At 64.0% G+C, this 22,209-nt stretch carries 18 protein-coding genes; 10 read left to right on the forward strand and 8 right to left on the reverse strand.

Annotated elements, in window-relative coordinates; all coding sequences use genetic code 11:
• Positions 1-78: 78 nt before the first annotated feature.
• From GBB11_RS09580 to GBB11_RS09605, 6 genes are all read left to right on the forward strand, one after another.
• The gene (locus GBB11_RS09580; RefSeq protein WP_151549796.1) at positions 79-690 is read left to right on the forward strand and encodes a DNA-3-methyladenine glycosylase I; all 612 of its coding nucleotides are present in this window, start codon (positions 79-81) and stop codon (positions 688-690) included.
• Positions 684-1,451, forward strand: a complete 768-nt coding sequence (locus GBB11_RS09585) for an alpha/beta hydrolase (protein WP_151549797.1) — start codon at positions 684-686, stop codon at positions 1,449-1,451. Before GBB11_RS09580 ends, GBB11_RS09585 begins: the two co-directional genes overlap by 7 nt.
• A 64-nt stretch (positions 1,452-1,515) precedes the next feature.
• Complete coding sequence (locus tag GBB11_RS09590) at positions 1,516-2,280, forward strand: SDR family oxidoreductase (protein ID WP_151549828.1); 765 nt, start codon at positions 1,516-1,518, stop codon at positions 2,278-2,280.
• Between the two features lie 81 nt (positions 2,281-2,361).
• On the forward strand, positions 2,362-3,033 hold the full coding sequence (locus GBB11_RS09595; RefSeq protein ID WP_192796366.1) for a LysE family translocator: 672 nt from the start codon (positions 2,362-2,364) through the stop codon (positions 3,031-3,033).
• A 70-nt stretch (positions 3,034-3,103) separates the two neighbouring features.
• Positions 3,104-3,403 carry an RNA-binding S4 domain-containing protein gene (locus GBB11_RS09600; RefSeq protein ID WP_151549799.1) on the forward strand — a complete coding sequence of 100 codons (300 nt, stop codon included), beginning with the start codon at positions 3,104-3,106 and terminating at the stop codon, positions 3,401-3,403.
• A gap of 3 nt (positions 3,404-3,406) precedes the next feature.
• Positions 3,407-4,249, forward strand: coding sequence for a VOC family protein (locus tag GBB11_RS09605; protein ID WP_151549800.1), 843 nt, complete (start codon positions 3,407-3,409; stop codon positions 4,247-4,249).
• A gap of 31 nt (positions 4,250-4,280) precedes the next feature.
• Here the strand turns inward: GBB11_RS09605 and GBB11_RS09610 are convergent, their stop codons facing one another.
• Together GBB11_RS09610 and GBB11_RS09615 are read right to left on the reverse strand one after the other, a co-directional pair.
• Positions 4,281-5,111 (reverse strand): alpha/beta hydrolase fold domain-containing protein, encoded by an 831-nt coding sequence (locus GBB11_RS09610; RefSeq protein WP_151549801.1) that lies wholly within the window; start codon positions 5,109-5,111, stop codon positions 4,281-4,283.
• 78 nt (positions 5,112-5,189) lie between these two features.
• Positions 5,190-7,160, reverse strand: coding sequence for a M13 family metallopeptidase (locus GBB11_RS09615; protein ID WP_151549802.1), 1,971 nt, complete (start codon positions 7,158-7,160; stop codon positions 5,190-5,192).
• A gap of 51 nt (positions 7,161-7,211) precedes the next feature.
• Between GBB11_RS09615 and GBB11_RS09620 the strand changes: the two genes are divergently transcribed.
• The 4 genes from GBB11_RS09620 (at position 7,212) to GBB11_RS09635 (ending at position 11,095) form a co-directional block, all read left to right on the forward strand.
• Entirely contained in the window at positions 7,212-7,970 is a 759-nt protein-coding gene (locus tag GBB11_RS09620; protein ID WP_151549803.1) for a hypothetical protein, read from the forward strand.
• Entirely contained in the window at positions 7,967-8,875 is a 909-nt protein-coding gene (locus tag GBB11_RS09625; protein ID WP_151549804.1) for a PrsW family intramembrane metalloprotease, read from the forward strand. The genes GBB11_RS09620 and GBB11_RS09625 overlap by 4 nt, the downstream gene beginning before the upstream one ends.
• A gap of 15 nt (positions 8,876-8,890) precedes the next feature.
• Entirely contained in the window at positions 8,891-9,304 is a 414-nt protein-coding gene (locus tag GBB11_RS09630) for a hypothetical protein (RefSeq protein ID WP_151549805.1), read from the forward strand.
• 177 nt (positions 9,305-9,481) lie between these two features.
• A complete protein-coding gene (locus GBB11_RS09635) occupies positions 9,482-11,095 on the forward strand; it encodes a DUF885 domain-containing protein (RefSeq protein ID WP_151549806.1) in 1,614 nt (537 codons plus the stop codon).
• A gap of 137 nt (positions 11,096-11,232) precedes the next feature.
• Here GBB11_RS09635 and GBB11_RS09640 read toward each other — a convergent pair whose 3' ends face one another.
• From GBB11_RS09640 to GBB11_RS09665, 6 genes are all read right to left on the reverse strand, one after another.
• Positions 11,233-14,703, reverse strand: coding sequence for an arabinosyltransferase domain-containing protein (locus tag GBB11_RS09640; RefSeq protein WP_225979234.1), 3,471 nt, complete (start codon positions 14,701-14,703; stop codon positions 11,233-11,235).
• A 75-nt stretch (positions 14,704-14,778) separates the two neighbouring features.
• Entirely contained in the window at positions 14,779-16,983 is a 2,205-nt protein-coding gene (locus GBB11_RS09645; protein ID WP_151549807.1) for an arabinofuranosyltransferase, read from the reverse strand.
• 226 nt (positions 16,984-17,209) lie between these two features.
• Positions 17,210-17,971 (reverse strand): decaprenylphospho-beta-D-erythro-pentofuranosid-2-ulose 2-reductase, encoded by a 762-nt coding sequence (locus GBB11_RS09650; RefSeq protein ID WP_151549808.1) that lies wholly within the window; start codon positions 17,969-17,971, stop codon positions 17,210-17,212.
• 29 nt (positions 17,972-18,000) lie between these two features.
• Positions 18,001-19,467 carry an FAD-binding oxidoreductase gene (locus GBB11_RS09655; protein WP_151549809.1) on the reverse strand — a complete coding sequence of 489 codons (1,467 nt, stop codon included), beginning with the start codon at positions 19,465-19,467 and terminating at the stop codon, positions 18,001-18,003.
• 123 nt (positions 19,468-19,590) lie between these two features.
• Positions 19,591-21,906, reverse strand: a complete 2,316-nt coding sequence (locus GBB11_RS09660) for a 3'-5' exonuclease (RefSeq protein ID WP_151549810.1) — start codon at positions 21,904-21,906, stop codon at positions 19,591-19,593.
• Between the two features lie 30 nt (positions 21,907-21,936).
• A complete protein-coding gene (locus tag GBB11_RS09665) occupies positions 21,937-22,191 on the reverse strand; it encodes a LuxR C-terminal-related transcriptional regulator (protein WP_225979236.1) in 255 nt (84 codons plus the stop codon).
• Between the last annotated feature and the right edge of the window lie 18 nt (positions 22,192-22,209).

The raw sequence follows: 22,209 nt of genomic DNA on the forward strand, positions 1-22,209 counted from the left end.
GATAAGAGCGGTGGGAGTCGGTGCCACCGGCAGTAGGGGGTGGGGCGAGTGTCCGGGGTTTTTTCTAGAGTGCAAGGCATGAACACCACCGCAGATCACACAGCAGTATTCAGCCCCGAGCAGCGCGGTCTCACCCAAGGTGAGGATGGGCGCTGGCGTATTCCTTGGGGCAACCAGAGCGCCCAGTTGCGCGATTACTATGACAACGAATGGGCGCATCCGGTGCGCGATGAGCGTGGGATATATGAACGCCTCGTGCTCGAAGGCTTCCAAGCGGGCTTATCCTGGCGAACGATCCTGCAGAAACGCCCCGCTTTCCGGCAGGCCTTTGTTCATTTCGACCCCGAGAAAGTCGCAGCCTTCGACGAGGCAGACATACAGCGCCTGCTGGAGAACCCAGCGATTATCCGCAACCGCGTCAAGATCACCGCAGCGATCAGCAATGCGCAGGTGCTGCTGCGCACCCGCGAGAGTGCGCCGTTGCCGGAGCTGCTTGCCCGCTACCAGCAGCCCCTCGGCAGCCGCTTTGCTCATGTGGATCACATCCCCACCACCAGCCCCGAGGCTGCAGAATTAGCCCGCGAACTCAAAAGCCTTGGGTATCGTTTTGTAGGGCCCACCACCTGCTATGCGCTCATGCAGGCGAGTGGGCTAGTGGAAACACGAGTGGAGGGAGAATCTCGATGCTGAAGAAGAAACAGCTCACGATCAACGGCGTCACTGGGGTGCTCACGCTGCCCGCCCAGCCCAGCGAGACCCTCGTGGTGATGGCGCATTGCTTCGGCTGCAGCAAAGAAACCAAAATCCTGGTGAAACTAGCCCGCTTCCTCGCCGGCCACGGCTACGGCTCCGTGCGCATGGATTTCTCGCGGCATCTCTACTCCACCTATATCGAGGAACTCGAGGGCGTCTCTCGGGTCATGCTTGGCGACGCAGCCGCAGCTGGCAGCAGCGCGGGGGAACTGGAGGAGCTGCCGCGGTTTTCTCAGGTGATCCTCCTCGGGCATTCGCTCGGCGGGCTGGCGGTGCTCAGCGCCGCAGCGCGTAGCCGCAGCACGGGGCTGGGGGAGCACCTGCAGGGTGTGGTGGCGCTGTCCGCCCCAGCCACCGCCCATCACGTGGAGGCTGCGGCCGCCGATGTGCCCGATCTGGACCCCGGGTTGGTGGATGAAACCTTTGTGCAGGATGTCGCTGCCACCGCGGCCACCGAATTCAGTGACTGCGACGTGCCGGTGCTGATTGTGCACCCCGATGAGGACCCAGTGGTAGGAATCGAGCATGGTCGGCGACTGCACGAGCTACTGCCGGACAGCGAGCTCGTGGTGGTGCCAAAGTGCACGGATCACATGTTCGTTTCCGACGCGGCGCGCACAGCCGTCGAGGAGGCCGTGGGCAGATGGCTACCCCAGCACGCTGCAACGCCAGCGGATTCCCATCCACAGCAGCGCTGAGCCGCCCAGCCAGATCCCGTCTCAGCGGGTGGATAGTGCCCCCGCGGTGGCGAATTTTGCCATAATGGCCGCTATGGCCGAAAACACAGCGCATGAGCACTATCCGCACCTGAACACGCAGGGCCGCACCGCCGTGGTGACGGGAGCCTCCGCCGGTATCGGCGCGGCCTGCGCCCGCGCCCTCGCCGCCGATGGCTGGACCGTGATCCTCGGGGCGCGACGGCAGCAACCACTCGAGGAACTCGCGCACGAGATCGGCGGTATCGCCCTGCCGCTGGATGTCACCGATGAAGCATCCGTGGAGAGTTTCTGCTCCCAGATTTCCCGCTGCGATCTGCTGGTAAATAACGCCGGCGGCGCCAAGGGGCTGGACTCTGTAGAAGAAGGGCGCATCGAGGAATGGCAGTGGATGTATGAGGTCAATGTGCTCGGCACGGTGCGTCTCACCCAGGCCTTGTTGCCGCTGCTGCGTCAGGCCCCCGAGGGTGCTGGGCAGATCATCAACATGAGCTCGGTTGCCGGACACACCGCCTACGCCGGTGGCGGTGGCTATAACGCCGCGAAGTTCGGGGTGGCCGCGCTTACTCGAGCGTTGCGTATCGAAACCCGCGAGGAACCCATTCGCGTGGTGGAGGTATGCCCGGGCCGGGTAGAGACAGACTTTTCTCTCAACCGTTTCCGCGGCGATCAGAGCCAAGCCGAGAAGGTCTATGCCGATAAGCTCAACCTCTCGGCCGAAGACATTGCAGAAACGGTGCGCTGGATCGCTGCCCTGCCCGCGCATATGAACGTCGATCAGATCACGCTGCGGCCTCGGGATCAGATCTAGCGGCCAGCCTGTACGCAGCGTGTTCACCGCTGCCCAGCACTGTCTCGCCACCGCCTCGTCGCTTCCGGAAGAAAGGCCCTCGTGTTCAGCTCTCTCGCTAGCCTCTGCGCGGTGTGGATAGTGGCACTCGCATCCCCAGGGCCGGATGTCTTTCAAATTCTGCGCATCGCCTCCCGGCACCGGCGCGCCGGGGTGCTCGTGGCCCTAGGTATCTGTCTGGGCAATACGGTGTGGATTCTCGCCTCGCTCGCAGGCCTCTCGGCACTGGTCACCACCCACCCAGGGCTAATGAATCTGCTCAAACTCATCGGTGGCGCCTACCTGCTCTATCTCGGCATGCGGGCCCTCTCTGCGGCGCTTGGCCCCTATTGGTCAGGGCGGCGTCGTCGCCATGCGCAGGGTGCTGCGGACGCGAAGGAAACAACACCGCCTGACGCCTTGCCCCGCAGCACGGCGGCGCAGCTGCGGCTGGGGATGGCCACCAACCTCTCCAATCCCAAGGCCATCCTGTTTTTCGGGGCCGTATTTGCCCAGTTCATCTCGGCAGACAGCGCCTTAGGGGAACAAGTACTCATCGTGCTGTGTCTCGAGATAATCCAGCTGCTGTGGTTTCCCGGGGTGGCGCTGGCGGTCAGCACGGTCAGCGCCACGCTGCGCCGCTATGCTGCGGTCATCGATACTCTCAGTGGCACCGTCTTTGCCGGTTTCGGCTGCTATATGTGCCTCACGGGGGCGGCGGCGTTACTCGCCTAGGTGTGGCCGCGAGCCGCGGCGTAGCGCGGTGCGCCACAGTGTCTGGGGCGCTGACTACACTGAAGACACGATGAACAATTCACATGTAATTGATGTTGCGATTAAGACCGAGACCATTAAGCTCGGGCAGTTCGTGAAGCTCGCCAACCTTGTCGAGACCGGCGGTGCGGCCAAGACCGCTATCGCCGAGGGCGAGGTGTATGTCAACGATGAGCAAGAAACTCGCCGCGGCAAAACTCTGCACGCCGGTGATGTGGTGCGCGTCGGTGGACTGCAGGCACGGGTGTCTACCTCTGATGATGAGGATGACTTCTTTGATGAGGCCACCGCGAATGATGACTTCGACCCTGAGAAGTGGAGGAATCTCTAAGCCATGCCAGCATTCATGGGCCAGGACGGGATGCCCTATTGGATCGATCTGTCCACCTCGGAGTTGCGCAAGGCGCGCTATTTCTACTCCAAGGTGTGCGGCTGGGACTACACCGAGCTCTCCTCGGGCTATCTGCTTGCCACGAAAAACGGGATGCCAGTGGCAGGCCTGGTGGCCAAGCCGGAGGATTCGCAGCAGCCCGATAGTTGGGTGACGTATTTCCTCACCTCGGACATTAACCATGTGGTCGAGCGCGTTCCTGAGCTCGGGGGGCGCTGCCTCACCGAGCCGCTGCCCACCAGCCAAGGCCAGATGGTGGTGATCGCCGATAGCTCCGGCGCGTTATTCGGTGTGATCCAGCCAGACGGCGAGGAGCGTTTCGTGGCCGCGGGCGAGCCGGGCACGAGCGTGTGGCATGAGTTGACCACCGTGACCAATCACGAGGACACACTGAAGTTTTATGCCGAGCTTTTCGAGTGGAATCTGCACACCGTGGAGAACGACGCCGGCCAGAGCTACACCATGGCATTGGCTGATGGCGCGGCCTTTGCTGGATTCTTTGATGCCGCCGGCCAGTTCCCGCCCCAGGTGCCGAGCTTTTGGCAGTCCTTCCTTGGCGTGGAGGATCTGCGCCTTGCGGTGCAGATGGTGGAGGATCTCGGCGGCGAGGTGATTCGCCCGCCCATGAACTCCGATTTTGGGGCGCTGGCTTTGGTCGCGGATTCCACCGGCGCGGTGGTCACCCTCGTGGAGGTCGACGAACCCCAGGAGGAAGAATTCCTCGACGAGGCCGCGCCGCTGCACGATATTGATGTGGAGCAGCTGCGCAAGGACATCCAGAACTAGCGCTTGTCGACGCCACCTCGCCGCTATCCCCCTAGCGGCAGAAGTCCGCGGCGTCCTCGATGAGCTGGCGGGCCTGCTGTGGGGTGGCGAGATAGTCTGCTGCGTAATAGCGCACCGTCTGTGCCTCGCTGAGCTCTCCGAGCGCGCCCTCATCGGCCCAGCTGGAATGACTGAACTCCTGGATGAGGGTGCGGGGCCAGGTCTCAGCGTTGGGCAGCTCAACCGTCTCTGCGCCGCCGCCGAGTTGCGGGTTGCGCAGGATCAGCCCGTCGAACTCGGAGGCGAGAGCACCGAGGAGGGCGGCACCATAGCCATCGCCGAAGCCGATGACCCGATCCACCCCCTGCAGCTGCCGGGCGGCGCTGCGGGCCTCGCGCACTGCGGTGCGGGCGGCCGTAGGCTCCGCAGGGTGCAGGGGATAGTGCACATCTATGACCCGCGCGCCGCTGCGCTGGGCCAGCGCGGCCACTAGCGGCTGCCAGTAAACCTCACGGAAGGCGCCGCCGCCGAAAAAGCCACTGCCGCCATGAACACTGACGATCGCCGTGGAGCTGGGATTATCGGCGGTGATGAGGGTGTGGCCGCCCAGCGGGGCGAGCTCCACTTGGTCGGTCCAGGCCACCTGCGGCATGCGATGATCCACCGCTGTGCCCAGCTGCAGAATCGCGGCATGGGTGGTGCGGTCCACGATGTGTGAGACCCAGCGCTCGGCATCGGCCGGATCGGTGCGCCCGCCCTGCCACGGCGGTGTGAAACCCGGTGCAGGATAGTGCTCCGAGAAGTACCAGAGCAGCTGTTCGAGCTGCTCGGCGGCGGGCATCATCTCCACGGTTTCGGCGGCGGTGGTGGAGCTATCGGACACGAGAACATCCCCTTCACTAGGAATCGCGCATGGTGCCTAGATTCTAGCCAAGGAGATGTCTTGTGCTGCTGCGGGGTGCTACCAGATGCTCACCCGCTCCTCGGGGCGGATATACAGCGGGGAGCTCTCATCGATCTCGAAGGCCTCATAGAGCTCGGCCACGTTGCCGGCGATGAGGTTGCAGCGGAACTCGGCGGGGGAGTGCGGGTCCACAGCCAGGTAGGTCTTTTGTAGCTCGGGGCGGATCTTGGTGCGCCACACCCGAGCCCAGGAGACGAAGAGGCGCTGCAGGCCGGTGAGTTCCACATCCAGTTCGGGGCGTGCGCCCTCGGTGTCCACACGCAGCTTCTCATCGGTGTCGAAGCTCAAGCCCTGATCATCGAGCCAGCGGCGATAAGCCACCACGGCGATGCCGAGGCCGCCGAGATCGCCAATATTCTCGCCGAGGGTGAACTCGCCGTTGACTCCGGCGCTGTCCTCCTCGGACTCGGCCAAGACGGAGGGCACCTGGCCGTCGAATTGCTGCACCAAGGTGGCGGTCAATTTCTCGAAGGCGGCGCGATCCTCGGCGCTCCACCAATCGTTGAGGTTGCCTTGGCCATCGTAGCGGGAGCCTTGGTCATCGAAGCCATGGCCGATCTCGTGACCGATCACGGCACCGATGGCGCCGAAGTTGGTGGCGGCATCCGCATCCGGGGAGTAGAAGGGTGGGCGTAGGATCGCGGCCGGGAAAGTGATGTCATTTTGCACTGGGTAGTAGAAGGCGTTGACCATCTGCGGCGGACAGAACCATTCCTCGCGGTCGGCGGGCTTGCCTACCTTGGCCACTTGGTAGTCGTGCTCGAAGGCGGAGGCGGCACGGGCATTAGCCACCACATCGGCACCGGCGGCCGAGACCTCGAAGTCATAGGAGCGCCAGGTGTCGGGGTAGCCGATCTTGGCCTTGAAGGTGCCCAGCTTCTCTAGGGCGCGCTCGCGGGTGGCGGGTGTCATCCACTCCAGTTGACTGATGCGCTCGCGGTAGGCACCCAGCAGATAGTCCACGAGGCGTTCCATTTCTGCCTTGTACTCCGGTGGGAAGTGCTTCTGCACAAAGAGTTGCCCGATCTCCTCAGAAACGGCCGAGTCGGCGAAGGACACAGCGCGACGCCATCGGGGCAGCTGTTCGGTCGAGCCCTGCAGCACACCGTTGTAGAAGCGGAAATTCTCCAGCTCAAGCTCGGTGGGCAGCATGGAGGCGAAGGAGGAGATGATGCTGCGGCACGCCCATAGGCGCAGGTCCTCGGGGGCGACCTCCGCGAGCAGGCTATCGATGAACTCGGGGAACTCCTTGTTGCGCACAATGACGGTGGTGTCGGGCTCAAGCCCGCTCGCCAGCAGGAACTCGCGGCTAAACTCGGGCAGCTCAGAGATAGCGATCGGGTTATAGCTCTTCTGCGCATCGCGCGACGCCACCACATCGCGGTGCCCAGAGGCGATCCGAGTTTCAAAGGCCACGATGCGTCCTGCAGCATCGGCGGCCGCATCTCCCTCTGCAACACCGGCGAGCTCGAGCATGGTGGCCACATGCTGCTCATAGGCCTGAAGCACCGAGGCGTGAGCCTTTTCGCGATAATAGGCTTCGTTCGGCAGACCCAGACCGGACTGGTCCGCCCAAGCGACAACGTTTTCGCTGCCGGCATCCTTGGCCATGTAGCAGCCCAACAACGAGGGCACACCCTCGCGGTAGAGTTTCCCAGTCGCGTGGGCGAAGCGGGTCTTATCTACCCCAGCGTCGGTGTCAGGGGTGGCGGGATGGATGCCTTGGGAGATGGCGTCGATAAGCGGAGCAATGGGCGCAATACCGGCTTGGTTAATGCCCTCAGTGTCCATGAAGGAAGAGTAGAGAGCACTGGCGCGCGAGGAGCCACCCTCGATGAGGGCGCGGACATCATCCTCGGCGCGATCGCGCAGTTTATGGAAGGCACCGTAGATGCCGCGGTCGGCAGGGATTGTAATGGAATCGATCCAATCCCCGTTGACAAGGTCAAACAAATCATAAAGTTTCATAGGCACCAGCGTAGTGAGAGCGTGTCCTACTGCCCACCTACACTGGTGGCTATGCGCAATTACTTGAAACCGTCCGCCGGCGCGAAAAGCTGGTGGGCATTGATGATTGCGGTGAGTGTTGTGCTGGCGTTGCCGCTGGCTATCAATGCCGCAATCCCTGAGCGCCTCAGTGCGGGCGCAAAGCCGGTGGTGCTTACCGGCGTGAATAACAACTGGGAGATACCCGTCTATTTGGACCCGACGCAGCAGCAGATGCAGCCTTCCTGTTCATACGACGGTACCGATCCGCTGGTGACCTCCTTCAATTGTCACGGCGCGCGAATCACCTCCACTGTCGTTGACAGCACTGATGATCCGGTGCTGACTCTGCAGCGCATGGTGCGGGCCATTCGCGTGACCGGACTGCCCACGGATGAGGCTGTGTTTTCTCTCAAAGTGAACAGTGAGGATGTCAGCGAGGCCTATGTGATCGCCAGTGATAGCGGCTACGTGGCCTTCTCTGCCGTCGGCACCGGTGAACACGAGGGAACAACAATGGTGGCGCTTGTCTCTGGTGACTATGCGCCAAGTATCGGGGCCGCAGTGTTTGCTTCGCTCACCGGCGAGGAACCGGTGGTGCTAGCCGATAAGGGCGAGGTGGTTTACGGCAAGGAACTCCTCAAAGGCGAGTATCCACTCGCGCCACGGGTGTATCCCGAGCAGCTGCAACGCCAGCTGGATGGGAAGGCCGCCCCCTCCGAACACCGCTCGGATAAAGCCCCCGCCGAGGAGCCCGTGCAGGCCCTGAGCCGAGAAAAGGATGTGGCATGAGCACGATATACCGCATCACCTTGATCGTCATGATCGTCATCTGCGTACCCATCGGCCTAGGGCTGGTTGGCGGCACCGCGGTGCTTTCCCCGCAGGGCATCGGCGTGGGTATTCTCTGCGCCCTGCTCTATGCGGTGGTGATTATCTCGCTGCTCCGCCGCACCCCGCTGTGGCCCTCTGCCCGCACCGCGCCGGAGCTGCGCCGCAACCACGTGCTGTGGTGGGCGGTCGCAGCGATGAGCTGGGGCGCATTCGCCTCCTTCGGGCTCACCATGCTTTCGGGTGGGCCGATCATGGCACTGACCTCCAAGCTCGGCTGGGACAAAGTAGAAGCCTCTTTAGGAGGCGCCTATCCGGAGGAAATCTCCAAAGCCCTAGGCGTGGTCATCATCATTTTTTCCTTCCGCTTCCTCAACCGCCCGTGGCATGGCTTTATCACCGGTGCGCTCGTGGGGCTCGGTTTTGAAATCACCGAGAACCTGCTCTATGGCACCATCGGCGCGGTGTATCACCCCGCCTCGGATCTCTGGGGAGCGCTGCATATGTGGGGCTTGCGCACCCTCTTAGGCGTGGGGCTGCACGTGGTGCTCTCCGCGATCGCCGGCTGGGGTGTGGGGTATGCCCTGCTAGGCGGACCGCAGGTGGCTCGTTTATCGACGCCACGCCGCATCCTCATCGCCCTCGGCTGGCTGCTGGCCTCCTTCGCGGGCCACTTCTGGTGGAACCTACAGTGGGGAAACACGGTGGCGATGGGCGTCTCCATCGCATTGGCGGGCTGCTACATATACGGTCTGTTCATCGTTCTTCTTGTGCGGCTATCGAAACAAGCGAAGCGCGATACAGGCTATGTCCTCTGCGACAAGCCACTCTTGTCACCCCCGCCTAGAACTTCAGTATCGTCATAGATTAATTTTTCAACTATGAAAAAGATACTGAGCTACGCTGCCCTTGCCACCGCAGCGGCGTGCCTAGCGGCCTGTGGTGACTCTGGTGAAACCACCACTGACAACGTCACCGAAACTACCTCCGTGAACGGAGAGACGTCCCAGGTAGAAACCGTCACTGAGACCGAGAGCGCTGCACCCGCCACCCGCACCCCCGTCGGTGGTACTGCGCCCTGCGAGATCCGTGCCTACTCCAATAACGCCGAGGATGATCTCCTCGACGATGACGTGGTGCGTGCCGGGGTGGATAAGCCCCGCGTGACCCAGCTGGTGCAGGACCAGTGCGGCAGTGCCACCTTCGACGATGATCACTGGACCTACCGTGATGGGGCCATCGAGGTGGAAGTGCTCGAGGATGGCACTGTCGATGAAATCGATGTAGACGACTAAAACAACGGCCACGGCCACACCAGACCCCCAGCGGCGCACAGCTCAGTGCGGTTCGCTGGGGGTTTTCTGTGTGGCTGTGGCTATGTGGTTGCGGGGAGCCGGTCTCGCACCCCGCATCGAGCGCCCAGCCTCTGCAGTGCGATCGCGCAGGGGGTGTTCTCCCCTAATCTGTAGCGTATGACTATTAACCAGATCGCTGACGAGTATGTGAAAGCGAGTATTGCACTCTCGCCCGAGTTCGCTACTGCCTTGGGCTTGGAGGAGAACCAAGACCGCTGGGGCGATTACTCCCCTGCGGGGGTTGAGGCCGAGGCTGACCTAGCGCGGGAGACCATGAGGAAGCTGCAGCAGGCCGAGCCGGCGGACGAGGGCGAGTCGGTGACGAAGGCGGCGATGCTCGATCGCCTCGGCGTGGCCTTGGATCGCCACGCGCTGGGAGAACCTTTAAGGGATCTCAATAACATTGCCTGCCCGATTCAGAGTGTGCGCGACACCCTGGCGCAGATGGACACCTCCACTGCAGAGGGCAAGGCCAATGTGGCCGCGCGTATTGCGCGCATGGGCGAGGCCTATCGCGGATACGCCCAGACCCTCGCCGAGGGCGCCTCCCGCGGCCTGGTGCCCGCGCAGCGGCAGGTGCAGCGCGGTATCGAGCAGCTGCAGGCCATGGCCGCCGAGCAATCCCTGCTGGATGTCTATGGCGCGGAGGCCGAGGCCACCGCCGAGCAGGTGGCGGCGGGCAAGCAGGCAGCCGCGGAGCTGGCCACCTTCTTGGAGGAGCGGATCGCACCCCACGCCACCGCCGCGGATGGGGTGGGCCGGGAGCGCTACGAGGTGGCCAGCCACCTGTGGGTGGGTCACCGCATCGATCTGGACGATACCTATGAGTGGGGTTTGGAAGAGCTGCAGCGGATCATCGCCGAGCAAGAGGTCTGCGCCGCCGAGCTCTATGGGGAGGGCACCAGCCCCACCGCGGCTTTTGAGCGGCTCAACGCCGATCCCGCCTATCAATTGCACGGCGTGGATGAGCTGCAGCAGTGGATGCAGCAGATCGCCGATGATGTGATCGCGAAAATGAACGGCACCTATTTCGATATCCCCGAGCCGGTGCAGCGCATCGAGTGCTGCATCGACAAGGCCGGCACCGGCGGCATCTTCTACACCGAGCCCTCGGCGGATTTCTCCCGCCCGGGCCGCATGTGGTGGTCCGTGCCGGAGGGCGAGGACACGTTCAATACCTGGCAGGAGCTCACCACCGTCTACCACGAGGGCGTGCCCGGCCATCACCTGCAGCTGGGCCAGCAGGTCTATGAGGCCGAGCACCTCAATAGCTGGCGCCGCCAGATGGGATTCAACTCCGGCCATGCCGAGGGCTGGGCGCTCTATGCGGAGCGCTTCATGGATGAGTTCGGGTTCCTTCCCGATGCCGGCTACCGCATGGGCATGCTCGATGGGCAGCGTCTCCGCGCGGCGCGTGTGGCCCTGGACATCGGCGTGCACCTGGGTAAAACCACTCCCGATGGTGGCACCTGGGATGCGGACTATGCCTGGCAGTTCATGAAGAACAACGTGGCCATGGCCGATGGCTTCCTCCGCTTCGAGGTGGATCGCTACCTGGGCTGGCCGGGGCAAGCTCCCTCCTACAAGGTGGGCCAGCGCCTGTGGGAGCAGCTGCGCGATGACTTCTTGGCGGCCCGCCCCGGCGAGCTGAAGGAGTTCCACCGCCTCGCGCTGCGCGAGGGCACGCTCCCACTGGGCGTGCTGCGCGAGGTGGTCATGGCTCAGGCCTAGGGATGCTTATCGACGCCGCCCCGCAGGCCGGTGATAGTCCCAGTGTGGCGGCGGCGCTCAGCAGAAGACGGCGATCACAGCATCAGTGCTGTAACCGCCGCCTTTTGTCGATTCGCTCGGCGCGGGGCTGAGGTGGGCTAGTTGCGGAAGGTCTGCATCTTCGATGGTTTCCACAACCCAGAGCGGGTGATGGTCTCGGTGTCGATCGCGGCCTCCTTAGGCGCCTCGCCCTCAGAGTTGGTACGTAGTGCGTAGTACTGCAGGCTGCCCCAGTCGCGCTTCCAATCATTCTTCAGATAGCCCGGCGCCTCATAGGAGGTATTCACTGCCTCGGCGGTGCCGAGGGCGCCACCGCCGGTGAAGTCCTGAAAGCCCGAGAGGGATTCCTTACCGGGCTTATCCGGTGAGATTCGATAGCGCGGAATCTCGGTGACACCGGCATAGTGATCAAAGCTGCGCTGATCTGGGAACTGTAGGGCCACCGGCCAGTCGAGCAGGCCAGGGGTGTCGCTGCCAATGAGCGTGTTTACGGAGGCCAATGTGGGCACGCGCGGCGGGGTGAAGGCCAGCCAGTGGCCTGGGTAGAGGGAATCATCCTCGGCCTTAATACGGATCACGTTGGCCTCACCGGGGAGATCGGCCAGCGGGACGCGCAGGTTGCGCCAGATATCGTCGCGGAAGGCGTCGATGGGCTCGTATTCGCCGAGCATCTCCACGGAGCCATCGGCGTCGCGGTGGCCGTATTCCACCACCAAGGTTTCGCCCTCGATGGGATCGCCATTAACGTCTTTGCGCTCGGTGGAGCCGGCGGCGGTGATCACCACGATGGGCGCATCCTCGCTGCGCTCAGCCGGCAGGGAGAACCAGTCACTGGTCACCGCGGCTGGGATCTGATCATTCTGGCGATAGGAGCCCAGCACCGGCACCTGTGCTGGGTCGAGGCCGAAGGGCAGCTTGGCGTGGGAGCCGTTGATGCCGGTTGTGGTGTTGAAGCCGCCCTCGGTGCCCACCGGCTGGCCCACCACCGATTCCTGGATCTCGATGGTGGTTTGGGGGCCGTCGAGCGCCTCCGCGGCGCTTTCCGGCCAGGCGCGGTAGCCGGAGACGTCCAAGCGCACCGGCAGATTATTGGGCCCGAAGCCATAGGAGTTCTCGCCATTATCCAGCGAGTCCTTGAGGTCCTTGCCATCGGCAGGGGCGAGGAAGGAATCATTGGTATTGGTCTCAATCACGGCGTCATTGGCCAGCTGGCCGGTGGTTCCGCTCAGCTCGCGGACGTTGCCGGTGCCAATGGAGTACTGCGGCCACTGCTGCAGGAAGCTCTTGGCAAAGGAACCATAGCTGATGATCAAAATGCCCACGCAGGCAATAGCGATGGGGGCGGCCAAAAGCTGGCCGGTCCGGGAATGGGAGGCCGCTTTTTGGGCCTGCTGTTCCCGCTCGCTCTCGCGCTGGGCGGCGGCCATGGCCTCGTCCTTGGTGGGGCTCTTCGACAGCGCATCGGCCATGCGGGCCTGCCGGGCGTTGTCCTCTTGTTCCGCGGCGGAGACATTTTGCGGCCGCCGCAGTGTGTCGAGGAAGGAGTACACCACGGCGATGCCGACCACCACCAGAGTGAACACGAGGGCGACGGTGGTGAACTCGATACCAAAGATCTGCGGGGTCTTATCCCACCACGGCACACCGAAGCTGGAGACGTACCACCAGCCATTGATGCCGGCGAGGCTCACCGCACCCACCGCCATCACCGCAGCACCCAAGAAGAGCCGGGTAGAGCGAGACTGGCGGGCGTAGCTGGCCAAGGATACCGCCGCCACGGCGGCCACGGCGGCGCTAAGCCCAGCCCACACACCGAAGTGGTGGGTCCACTTGGTGGGGGTGAACGTCATGAAGAACATGGCGCCGGCGAACACCAACAAGAGTCGAGTGATGGAGGCGGCATTGGTACCCGGAATAGAGGTGGAGCGCACCTTGGCGTAGAGCACCACGGCGAGGGCAAAAAACGCCATGAGCACAGGGAAACGGCGGGCCACCGAACCGTCCACGCTGCCGAGCAGCAGGGCGGCATAGCGGCTGTATTCCTGGTACCAGGCCAGGGAGGGGCCCACCAGTCCGCGCACCCTAGTGGACTCCAAAGCCGAGGCCAGGGACTGATCGCCAAAGACGGCCACGATCACGGCGGTACCGGCGGCCAGGAAGGGGGCGATGATCGCCGCAACATTGAAGGCGGTGGGGCCGGAGCCCATGATCTTCAACCGCGCCACCAGGATCTTCACTAGGGCGGCGAGGCTGACGAGCAGCGCCGCCACGGCCATCAGGCCGGTGGGCCCGGCCGACAGCGAGAAGGCGGCGGCGAGCACACCGAGGGCGGCGGGAAAGAGACGGGAGGTTGCGATGGCACGCTCGAAGCACACCCAGGTGACCACCACGCCCAGGGCGATAATCGGCTCGGGGCGCAGGCCGTTGTTGTAGGCAGTCCAAAAAGCGAGGAACAGCAGCGCTGCGGACCAGCGAGCGATGCGTCGAGAAGCAACGGCCTCGCCGAGACGCGGCAGCATGGATTTCGACACAAACAGCCAGGTGAGAATGGCGGCCACCAGCTGCGGCAGACGCATCCACATCGAGGCGGTAGAGATCTGCGACATCGCCGCCAGCAGGTCATAGTAGGGGGAGCCGAAGGGCGACTCCGGCACGCCGTACCAGCGGTAATAGTTGGCGATATAGTCAGCGTGCTCGCTGGCGCGGGCCATGGTGAGGATGAAGCCATCATCGGAGGTATTGCCGCCAAAGACGTACCAGAAGGCGATACCGGCCAGCACCACGAGATCCGTGACGCGCAGCGTCTTCCACTCCGCGGGAATCTCCATAAAGCCACGGCCATCGGCACGATCCAGGCGGTAGAGCGCGGCCAAAGAGGCCAGGGTGAGCAGTACGCCGCCGATCATGCACGCCAGCTTCAGCGGGGTGGGCGAGGAGGTGAAGCGGGAGTTGATCTCCACCTGGGCGCTCAGCCCCTGATCCACCAGCGCCTGATAGTTCTCGCCCGTGTCATCGAGCTCGGTGTAGATACCGCTGACCTGGGGGCGTTGATCCGTATCCACCTCTCCCAAGGTGGTGCCCTGGGCGCTCACGCTGGCGCCATCGGCCCCGACGGAGATATCCAGCACCTCGCCGCGGAGATCCTTCACCTTCTCCGGGGTGAGGCGTACCAGGATTTCCTTGAGCGTGGACACCACCAGATCGCCATCGGTGCTGCGAATCATGAGGCCACGGTTGGCCGCCTCGGCGGAATCTTGCGGCAGCGTGGAGAGCAGCAGATTCTGGCCCTCGCGGAGATCATCCACCGCATCCACCGGCAGGCGCACATCCAGCTGCTCGGGGGCATAGGAAATGAGCGGGGCGTTGATGGATTGGAGATCGCCCTGCGGCCAGCTGAAGGAGGACTGCACCTGGTTGATGGGCATCAACGGGGTGAGCACAAACAGCACAAATCCCAGTAGACCAGTGATCACCGAGAACGCCTTGAGCCCCGTGCGTGGGGGGTGGGCGTGCTCGCTGCTGCCGAGAGAATCTGCAGGGTCAGATGAAGCGAGGACAGGAGTGGACATAACGGATCATTGTACTTCCTCGCCGCCGCAGCCCCAGTCATGCGCGTCCGAGGCCGAGGCGGAAAGACCAGCGTGCTAGCTGGATGTGGTGGTGCGCACAGCCACCACGAAGGGGCCGATCTGCTTCACTGTCCACGGCGCATCCGGCGCGTTAAACATCTCCGGGTTAAACCAGAGCGCGCGGAAACGCACATTCGGATTATTCGGGTAGATGTCCTCGGAGATGTCCAGCTTCCACGCGCCCGCCGGGGCGTCCACGGGCTGGTTGGTGCTGGGGGCAGAGGCCGTTCCTGAAGAGCCCGTGGCGCCTGTGGCGCCCGCCGCGTCTCCGCTCGACGCAGTGTCTGTCGCCCCCGCGCTTGGCGCCGTGACGTCGATGTCCTCTTCGGCGGGGGAGCCATCGAGCTGGCCGCGGAACACGAAGGCTTCTGGGCCCGAGAAGGCCCCAGAGACGGGCGCATCGTCCAAGAGCGTGGCGAAGGAGCTGGGGGTCATCTTCGGGTCAAAGGAGGCCTGGGCCCAGCTCTCCAGCTGCTCATTGCGCTGTCGGAATAGTCCCAGAGGGTTGGCGTAGTGGGCGGTCATGCCTTGGAAGCCGTGGAAGGGATAGTAGGAGAGTAGGTTGAACTCGTCGGTGGCGATCACGATATTTCCAGCGGGCTTGCCCAGCTCATCGGTGATGAACGTGCTGATATCGCCGTAGTAGCGGGCCGCGTTCGGCGGGTTGGAATCACCGCGCTGGCCATTGCCGTCGGTGTCGGTATAGGCAAAGTCCAAGCCGCGGGAGAGCTTGTTGGGGATATCTTGGGCGTAGGCCACACCACTCACTCCCAGCACGATCACCAGCAGCGCGGTGATGGAACTCTTGAGCTTCTTCGAGATCATCCGCGGATAGAGCTGATCCAGCCCCACCAGCCGCAGCTCCGCGATGCCGAGCACACCCGCGGTGGCCAACTGCAGCGTGATCAGCGTTTCCAGGCGGAAGCCCAGCAGAGTATTACCGGCGAGGGTGACGATCATGGAGGCCACCGACCAGCCGTAATACACCACCAGCGATAGCCCGAGGGCGCGGATATCGCGGTCGGCGGCGCGGATCACCAGATAGGCCACGCCGATCATGCACAACGCGCCCACCAGCGATAGGGAGAACATGGGCAGGGGAATCTCGGTGCCTTGGCGCGGCAGGTAGTGGGTGGCGCCGGAGGAGGAGGTGCTCTGCCCGCTGAGGATCGCGGCGATGTAGGGCCACCACACCACGGCGGCCACGGCGAGCGAGCTCAGGCCGATCACCATCAGCCGCAGCAGCGGCGCCACGGAGCGGGATCCCACCACGGCAGCAACGAGCGCCAGCAGCACCACCGAGAGCGCGATCACCGCGGTGAAGAGGGTGTACATGGATGCCGAGGCCCCGAGGTAGATCACCAGACCCAGCATGGACATCCGAGCCCCGTCGAGGGCGCGCCGGGCCAGCACTGCCGCGGCGGGAGCACCCATGGCAATGACGGCGGCATAGGGCTCGTGGGCGGCCACCACCAGGGTGATGGCGGTGGTGGTGAGCGCGATGGCGGTGGCCACGGGCAGCGAGCCGGTGATGCGCTGCCACACCGGCACGAGCACACAGCCCGCGGTGGCGAGCGTGATCAGCGACCACGGCTGGAAGGCCTCCCAGCCGGGCAGGTTCACTAGGTTGGCGAAGCGCCCGCCGAACCAGAACCACCCCGCCGGGTAGAAGGGAGGCATGTTGATGTAGTTCATATCCACCAGCCGCGCGGTGTCGGTCAGCCGGGTGAGGAACTGGGTGCGAAAGCCTTGGTCCACGCTGGCGCCATCGAGATACAGGCTGGTCGCCGAGAGGGGAATACCGAGGGAGGAGACCACCAGCCCGGCGGGGCTGAGATAGCACAGTGCGATGGTGAGCCAGCGGCGCAGTGGCGAGCGCGCCGTGGTTTCCCCGTGCCGCCAGGCGTGCTCGTCCTGCAGCCACAGGTACACGAAGGTGAGCACGGTGAGCAGCAGGATCACGGTGACGGCGGTGGAGGCCGCGCGCGATACATAGGAGGTGCCAAACGCGGGCAGATTGGTGGTTTTGAGTATCAGCCACGCCACATAGGTGGCGACGGCTCCGGCCAGGCCCGCCGCAAGCACCGACAGGGCCGCCCGTTTCGGCGTTAAGGCATCGGGGGCGTAGGGGGCGAGGCCATCAGGCTCGGGGTTGTCCCGCGCAGGGCGGGGAGTGCGGGGAGCGCGCAGGGAGCCATCTGAGGCGGTGCTGGTACTCATGCATTTAGTGTGACACACCCGCGCGCGGGGAGGGAAAACATCCACGCTGCTCAGTTAATGCATCGCGGGGCTTATCGACGCCACCCTCCACGCCCCGTATCACCCGCATACGCAACCGCCCCGCCGGCGATGCTCGCCCGCCGCGGGACGCGGCGGGAAGCGGTGGAGAACACCGAGCGGGGCGGTAGGGGCGGCTGTGCGAGTCGCTAGCAGCCGCGGCAGGGCCTTAGAAGGGCAGCTTGCGGAAGATGGGCTTCGGTACGTGCTGCAGGATCATCATCACCGGCTGGAAAAGCGGGTGCACCCAGATCACGTCCTTATTGCTGTTCACGCCCTTGAACACGGCGTTGGCCACGTCCTCGCGATCGACGGTGAGCGGGGCCTCGTCGAGCTCTTCGGTCATCTTGGTGCGTACCTGGCCGGGGCGCACCACGAGCACATGGGCGCCGCTATCGCGCAGGGCCTCACCGAGCTGCTCGTAGAAGGCGTCGAAGCCGGCCTTGGTGGCGCCGTAGACAAAGTTGGAGCGGCGCACCTTCACCCCGGCCACCGAGGACAGTGCCACGATGTGGCCGTGGCCCTGCTTCTTGAACTTCTGGCCCAGCAGGGTGCCCACGGACACGCCGCCGGTGAAGTTGATATTCGCGGCCTTGACCGCTTCCTGTTGGTTTTGCCACTGCTCTTCGTTATCGCCGAGGATGCCGAAGGCCACGATGGCCACATCCACATCGCCGGCGGCGAAGGCGAGATCAATCACGTCGGCGTGGGAGTCGGTGTTGGTGGCATCGAAGTCCAGCACTTCCACGGCGGAGGCGCCGGCCTTTTCCATGCGGGCGGTGGCCTCGGCGACGCGCGGGGAGTCCTCGCGGGCGGCGAGGGTCACCCGGGCCGGGCCTTCCTTGAGGAAGCGCTCGACGATGGCGAGTCCGATATCGGAGGTGCCGCCGAGCAGGAGAATATTTTGGGCTTGGCCTACAGCGTTCAGCATGTGGGTTCCTTTCTTGCGCGGGGCGTAAATTAGCGCAGCTCGAGGCGGCGGCTCATGTCGGAGGCGAAGACACCGTGCGGGTCGATCTCGTTGCGGGTCTTTAGCCAGCCCTCCATGCCGGGGTACATCTGGTGGAAGTTCTCGGCGGTGGTGCGGGATTCCTTGGCCAGATAGAGGCGGCCGCCGAACTCCATCACGCGTCGATCCAGATCATCCAAGAACTGGCCGAGGCCCTTCTTGATGGGGAAGTCCACGCACACATTCCAGCCCGGCATCGGGTAGGACAGCGGCGCCTTATTGCCTTCGCCGAAGAGCTTGAACACGTTGAGTGCGGAGTAGTGGCCGGAGGCCTGGATGTCCTTGACGATGGACTTGAAAGGCTCCACGGCCTCGCGCGGCACCACAAACTGGTACTGCAGGAAGCCGCGCTTGCCATAGCCGCGGTTCCACTCGCCGATGAGATCCAGCGGCTGATAGAACTGGGTGAGGTTTTGCACCTGGTTTTTATAGGTGCCAGATTTAATCCACCACAGCTCACCGATGGCCACCATGGACATCTTGTTCATGGTGAAGCTGGGGAAAATATCGGGCACGGTCACCAGCTGCGGGGCGTTGAACTTCAGCGGATCCTTCGCCAGCTTCGGGTTGAGCTCTTCCAGCTGGGCGAGGGTGGCCAAGGAGCCGCGGGAGATCGCGGCGCGGCCGAGCTTCGGCTCGGGCGAGATGGCATCAAACCAGGCAGAAGAATAGGTGTAGTTCTTCTCGGAGCCATCGGAGTGGAACTCGATGGTCTCGTCCAGGTTGGCGGTGAGATCGCCATCGGCAATGAAATAGGCGGTCTCGGTGCGGGTCATCTTGATGCGCGCCCGCAGGATGATGCCGGTAAGGCCCATGCCGCCGACGGTGGCCCAGAACAGCTCGCCCTGCGGATCATCCGCGGAGCCCTCCGGCTCGAGGTGCAGGATGCGGCCATCGGCCACGAGCAGTTCCATAGACACCACGTGGTCGCCGAAGGAGCCGGCGGAGTGGTGGTTCTTGCCGTGAATATCGGGGCCGATAGCGCCACCGATGGTGACCTGGCGGGTTCCGGGCAGCACCGGCACCCACAGCCCATAGGGCAGGGCGGCCTTCATCAGCTGGTCGAGGGTGACGCCGCCGTCCACATCCACGATGGCGGTCTCGGTATCGATGGAGTGGATGTGGTTCAGCGGGGTCATATCCACCACGAGGCCACCGGCGTTTTGCGCCGGGTCGCCATAGGAGCGGCCCATACCGCGGGCAACGATGCCGCGCTTGAGATGGTTGGGCTTGGATTCGTTCTGCTCCGCCACGAGGGTGACGGCGCGAACGATCTCTTCCACATCGGGGGTGGACAGCACGTGAGCCGTGGTGGCGGCGGTGCGGCCCCAGCCGGTGAGGGTTGTGGCTTCTGTGTGCAGGGTTCCGTGGGCACCGTTCGAAGCAGCGGTGCTGGTCTTACCTTGTGTGCTCGTCATCGCTAAACAAGGCTACTCCGCAGGACCGTGGTTGTGGGTTTCCATGCCCGTTTTGTTGAGTTGTTGTGAATAATCCAACATGCGCGCGGCGGCGCCACCTCCCAGCTGAGGTGTGGCTGAGGTTTAGCCCTCGCCACACTCCGGCAAGAGGGAGGAGGGCTCGCCGATGGTTGTGATGAGCAGCTCGTCACGGGCACGGGATGCAGCCACGTAGAGCAGGGCTCGTTCCCGCTGGAGGGCGTCCTCGCGCTCGGCGTCGGGAAGCGGCATCCGCCCGCCGCGCCGAGGAATGGCCTGCTCATTGATGCCGTCGAGGATCACGTGGGTAAATTCCATGCCTTTGGCGTTGTGCATCGTCATCACCGACACCGGCGCCTCGAGGGTGGCGGCCCCGGAACGCAGGGTGCTGGTGGTGATACCGGCGGAATCCAAATGGCTGGTGCGCATGACCACGCGCCGTTTATCGCGGCAGAGCACGCCGATATGCGTGGAGGCACTGGCGTTGGTGCTCCACGCGGTGATGGCGCGCTCGATAGCGGCGTCTTCTTCCTCCGGGGTGGCGGCGTGCACGATCCGCGGCAGCGGGCCGGTACGCACGGAGCGGTAGCCGGTGAGGGTGTCCTCCTCGCCGCTGGAGTCCAGCCAGTGCACGCCCTCGAGGATGGCGGAGGCGTAGCTGAGGTTTTCCGCGGTGGTGCGATAGTTCAGGCGCAGCCGACTGGTGGCGCGGCCGCGGGTTTCAATGCCGAAGCGACTCAGCGGCAGCTGATTGCCGTAGATCCGCTGGTGGGAGTCCTCGGCGAGGAAGATGTCATTCGGGCCGGGAGCCACACAGGCGCGGATGAAGCGCCAGTGCCCGGCGTGGAAGTCCTGGCCCTCGTCCACCACCACGTGATCAAAGAAGGGCTGCTGGCGGGCCTCCAGAATGTGGGCGGCCACCACCGCGAGCGCCGGATAGGTGAGGCGTTTCTGCTCGGAGCAGCGCCGGATGAAGGCCTTGACGATAGTCCAGACGATCTTGCGTTCCTTGCGGCCCAAGGGGGTGCGCCGGCCCGTGCGGGTAATGCGCAGATAGTCCTTCATCTCGGTAATGGAGTGGGCGAGGATGATATCGGTGAACTCATCGTTGAGGAATGCGGGATGCCGCTTGTCCTGGGGCAGTCCCTCGCCATTGAGCTCGGCGGCCAGCTCCCAGTTTTTGTGCACCTCGCGGTCATCGAGCGGCCGGGGCACAAAGGAGCTGCTGATCCCCAACGTGGCGTGGAGGGCGGCGTCGAGCTCCTCCTTATTGGCATTGGTGATGAAGTTGTAGATCGCCGAATCAATACCGTTGATCCACACCCCAGGGGTTCCGGGCATCCCGGCCTCGGGATAGGAGGGGTCCAGCACATTCATCTGGGTTTTCAGCTGCCGCGCGAGATCCTTGGTGAAGGTGGTGAGGAAGATCCGCGGCACCGGCCCGCCCTGGGCGCCGTGGGTGTAGATATACCGGGTACGGTGCAGCAGCACCACCGTTTTGCCGGTGCCGGCGCCGCCGAGAATGCGGGCGCTGCCGCGGTGCTGGCTCTGCACGGCGCGCTGCTGGGAGGGGTGGAGGAAGGTGCGCCACTCGGCGAAGCTGCCCTCTTCGAGGATTTCTTTGAGATCCAGCTCGGAGGGGTCGATCCAGTAGCTGGAGCGCTGCAGCGAGTTGATGATGGTGTCATCACTGCCGGCGGTCTCGTCATCTGAGTCGATGCGCTCGAGCCCGAGGTCCTCAACCACCTCGGCGATGCTCATTCCCGCGAGCAGCCCCACGATGGCGTCGTGCTCGAACTCGGGGCGCTCGGCGAGCAGCTCCTCCAAGACGGTGTCGTTCTCGGCGGCCTGGACTGCGGCGATGGTATCGGGGGATAGGCCTAGCTCGGTGCGGAGATCCTCGGTGCTGATACTTGCGGCGCGCAGGACCTCCCGCGGCGGGGTCTGCGGCAGCTGGGCGGGGGTGCCCACGCTCGCATCCGACTGGTCCTTTTGGGCGTCGGCAAGCTGTTGGGCGGCAATTTCCGCGGCGCGCTGCTTGGCGCGGGATTCGATTTCCGCATCCAGTTCCGGAGACGTGGAGGCGCTCGGTGTGCCGCTATTGTCGATGACCACCTCGCCAGTGGTGGAGTTGATCTTCACCGTCACTGTCTGCGCATAGGCGATGGCCTCATCGTGATTATCCACGTGCAGCAGCATGAACAGCCGCCCGTTCGAGCCATCGAGCTCCACGAGCACCGCGCGGTATTTGTCCGTCACCCGTCCGGTGCGCACCCGCGGATCGGCGGTGTTCTTCAGCGGCTTGATCCTTAGGGAAGGATGACTCGGGTCCTTTTGAATCTTCTCAATAAAGGACAGAATCTGTTTTTCCATTCCCGGAACGGAATGGAAATTCTTTCCCATCATCAGGGTGCTGCTCATTCACTTCACTCCATGTGCTGTCGCGATCGCTTATCGACGCCCACTCGCGCCGCAGTGGCGTATCCGTGTGAAGCACAGCTTAGTGAATGCGCCATCGCTGAGGGTTTCTTTCCTATGGCCAACCCTGATCGCGGGCAACGCGGGCAGCCTCATAGCGATTGCCGGTATGTGTGGCTCGGCGGCGATGCTGGAGACGTGATTGCGCACCGTGCCTGCGCTCATGTGTAGCTCGGCGGCGATACTGCGAGTATCAGCCCCGCTGAGCGCCTGCCTAGCTACCTCCACCTCGCGTGGGGTAAGCGG

Origin of the sequence: Corynebacterium sp. 74A (genome assembly GCF_008930665.1) — a bacterium.
Taxonomy (GTDB): Bacteria; Actinomycetota; Actinomycetes; order Mycobacteriales; family Mycobacteriaceae; genus Corynebacterium; species Corynebacterium megadyptis.